Source organism: Blastomonas sp. CCH1-A6, from assembly GCF_001556365.1.
Taxonomy (GTDB): Bacteria; Pseudomonadota; Alphaproteobacteria; order Sphingomonadales; family Sphingomonadaceae; genus Blastomonas; species Blastomonas ursincola.
This window is the reverse complement of record NZ_LSIS01000055.1, coordinates 1-2,656: the sequence shown is the minus strand read 5'-3', so window position 1 is coordinate 2,656 and position 2,656 is coordinate 1. Positions and strand designations below refer to the sequence as shown.

General features: G+C 63.1%; 2 protein-coding genes. Both read right to left on the bottom strand.

Translation table 11 applies throughout. The features are described from left to right. Positions 1–65 precede the first annotated feature (65 nt). Positions 66–1,202: an acyl-CoA dehydrogenase family protein gene (locus tag AX735_RS02210; protein WP_066274961.1), complete on the bottom strand. Its 1,137-nt coding sequence runs from the start codon at positions 1,200–1,202 to the stop codon at positions 66–68. Between the two features lie 142 nt (positions 1,203–1,344). Beyond that, positions 1,345–2,526, bottom strand: a complete 1,182-nt coding sequence (locus AX735_RS02205) for an acyl-CoA dehydrogenase family protein (protein ID WP_066274966.1) — start codon at positions 2,524–2,526, stop codon at positions 1,345–1,347. Between the last annotated feature and the right edge of the window lie 130 nt (positions 2,527–2,656).

The window sequence follows — 2,656 nt, the reverse complement described above, 5'->3', positions numbered from 1 at the left end:
TAGCTGCGCCACCCGTGAAGGCCCCACCCCAACCCCTCCCCTCAAGGGGACGGGCTAGAGGATGATCAATACCCAAAAATCTCCGCGACGCGGCCTGCGTGGAAGTTCGCATCGCCCATGAACTCGTTGAGCGCTCGGTCGCGCTTCATGTAGAAGCCGATATCGTACTCGTCGGTCATGCCGATGCCGCCGTGCATCTGCACGCCTTCGCGCACCGCGAGATTGGCGCTGCGTCCGGCCTTGGCCTTGGCGACCGAGACATAGATATCCGCGCTGTCCTTGCCCTCGTCGAGCAGTTGCTGCGCCTTGAGCACGGCGGCGCGCGCGATTTCCATCTCGCTGTAGAGATGCGCTGCGCGGTGCTGGAGCGCCTGGAACTCGCCGATCAGACGGCCGAACTGCTTGCGCTGCTTGAGATAATCGACGGTCATATCCATCGCGCCCGAACCGACGCCGACCAGTTCGGCGGCAGAACCCGCACGGCCCGCCTTGAGCAGCGCGGAAAGTACCTGCCAGCCATTGTCGACATCGCCGATCACCGCATCGCCATCGACCTCGACCCCGTCGAGCGTGACATGCGCGGCCATCGAGCTGTCGACCAGCCGGGTATTGTCGATCGAAAGGTTCGCGGAATCCTTGTCTACGACGAACAGCGTGATGCCATCGGTCTCACCCGGCGCGCCAGCAGTGCGTGCGGCGACGATCAGCGCATCGGCGCTCGCGCCCTGCACGACGAACTGCTTCTTGCCCGAGAGCTTGAAGCCGTTGCCCGATTTCTCCGCCTTGGTCGCGATCTGCGCCGGGCGATGCTTGGCATGCTCGTCGATCGCCAGCGCCAGCACGGTCTCACCCGCGAGGATGCCGGGGAAGAACTTGTCTTTCAGATGCTGGCCGCCATGGTTGAGCGCCGACACGCCCGCCACTGCTGTGGTCAGGAACGGCGAAGGCGAGAGATTGCGACCGATCTCTTCGAGCACCACGCCCGCCTCGACATGGCCGAGGCCGAGGCCGCCATCGTCTTCACCGATCAGGATGCCGGTAAAGCCCATCTCGCCGAACTGCTTCCACAGCGCGTGGCGGAAACCGTCCTTGCAGCCCTCGTCGCGCAGCTTGCGCATATGGCTGACCGGGGCTTCGGTTTTCAGGAATTCGCGCGCGCTGTCGCGCAGCATGGTTTGGTCTTCGTTGAGGAACATGGGCATTTTAGATCTCCCTCTCCCCTTGAGGGGAGAGGGCCGGGGAGAGGGGAACGAAGCCCTGCCCGGCCCTTTGAATGATGAGAAAAACGAGAGGGTTGCCCCCTCTCCCAACCCTCTCCCCTCAAGGGGAGAGGGCCATAGTGACTCAAGCGCCCGGCAGGTCGAGGATGCGCTTGGAGATGACGTTGAGCATCACCTCACTGGTGCCGCCCTCGATGCTGTTCGCCTTGGTGCGCAGCCAGTTGCGCGCCTTGGCACCGCCTTTCGAGGCTTCGCTTTCCCATTCGAGCGCGTCCGAACCATTGCCCGCCATCACCAGTTCGTGGCGACGCTTGTTGAGTTCGGTCCCGGCATATTTCATCATGTTGGGCTGCGCGGGATGGCCCTTGCCTGCCTTCATCTCGTCGCCGAAGCGCTCGGCCATCGCCTTGAACGCCAGCGCATCGACATCGAACTGCGCGAGTTCGGCGCGCAGAATGCCGTCGTCGAGCTGGCCGAGGCCATTGGTGCCGATCGAATTCTTGAGCTGCGCGCCGAGCGAGGGTGCGCCGTCGCCCAGGCCGCCGCCCGAGATCATCTCGCGCTCATGGCCGAGCAGATACTTGGCGACATCCCAGCCGCGGTTGAGTTCGCCGACGATCTGGTGCTTGGGCACCACGACATTGTCGAAAAAGGTCTCGCAGAAGGGCGAGTTGCCGCTGATCAGCTTGATCGGCTTGGTGGTGACGCCGGGCGTCTCCATATCGAACAGCAGGAACGAGATGCCCTGATACTTGTTCGTTTTGTCGGTGCGGACCAGGCAGAAGATCCAGTCACACTTGTCGGCATAGCTGGTCCAGATCTTCTGGCCGTTGACCAGCCAGTGATCGCCCTTGTCCTCGCCATAGGTCTGCAGGGACACGAGGTCCGATCCCGAACCCGGTTCCGAATAGCCCTGGCACCAGCGGATCTCGCCGCGCGCGATCTGGTTTAGATAATGCACCTTCTGCTCTTCGGTGCCGAAATGCAGAAGCGCTGGGCCAAGCATCCAGATGCCGAAGCTCGACAGCGGCGGACGCGCGTTGATGCGCGCCATCTCCTGGCGCAGGATCTTGGTTTCGGCAGCCGACAGACCGGCACCGCCATAGGGCTTGGGCCAGTCGGGGACGGTATAGCCCTTGGCGACGCAGCGCTCGAGCCACAGCCTCTGCGCCTCGTTCTTGAACTGCCAGTTGCGTCCGCCCCAGCACACATCGTCATCGCCGCGCACCGGCTCGCGCATCTCGGCGGGGCAATTCTCCTCCAGCCATGCGCGCACTTCTGTCCTGAACTGATCGAGATCGCTCATCGTCATCCTCTCTGCGCCTGTATTCCCAATAGGGTCCCAAGGGCGGGGCCGGGAAGCTTTTCCTGCGGCCAAAACCGTTAGCGTCCGCGCTCGTGGTGTAATTTTCGGTGGAGATTTAGGTGCTGCTGGT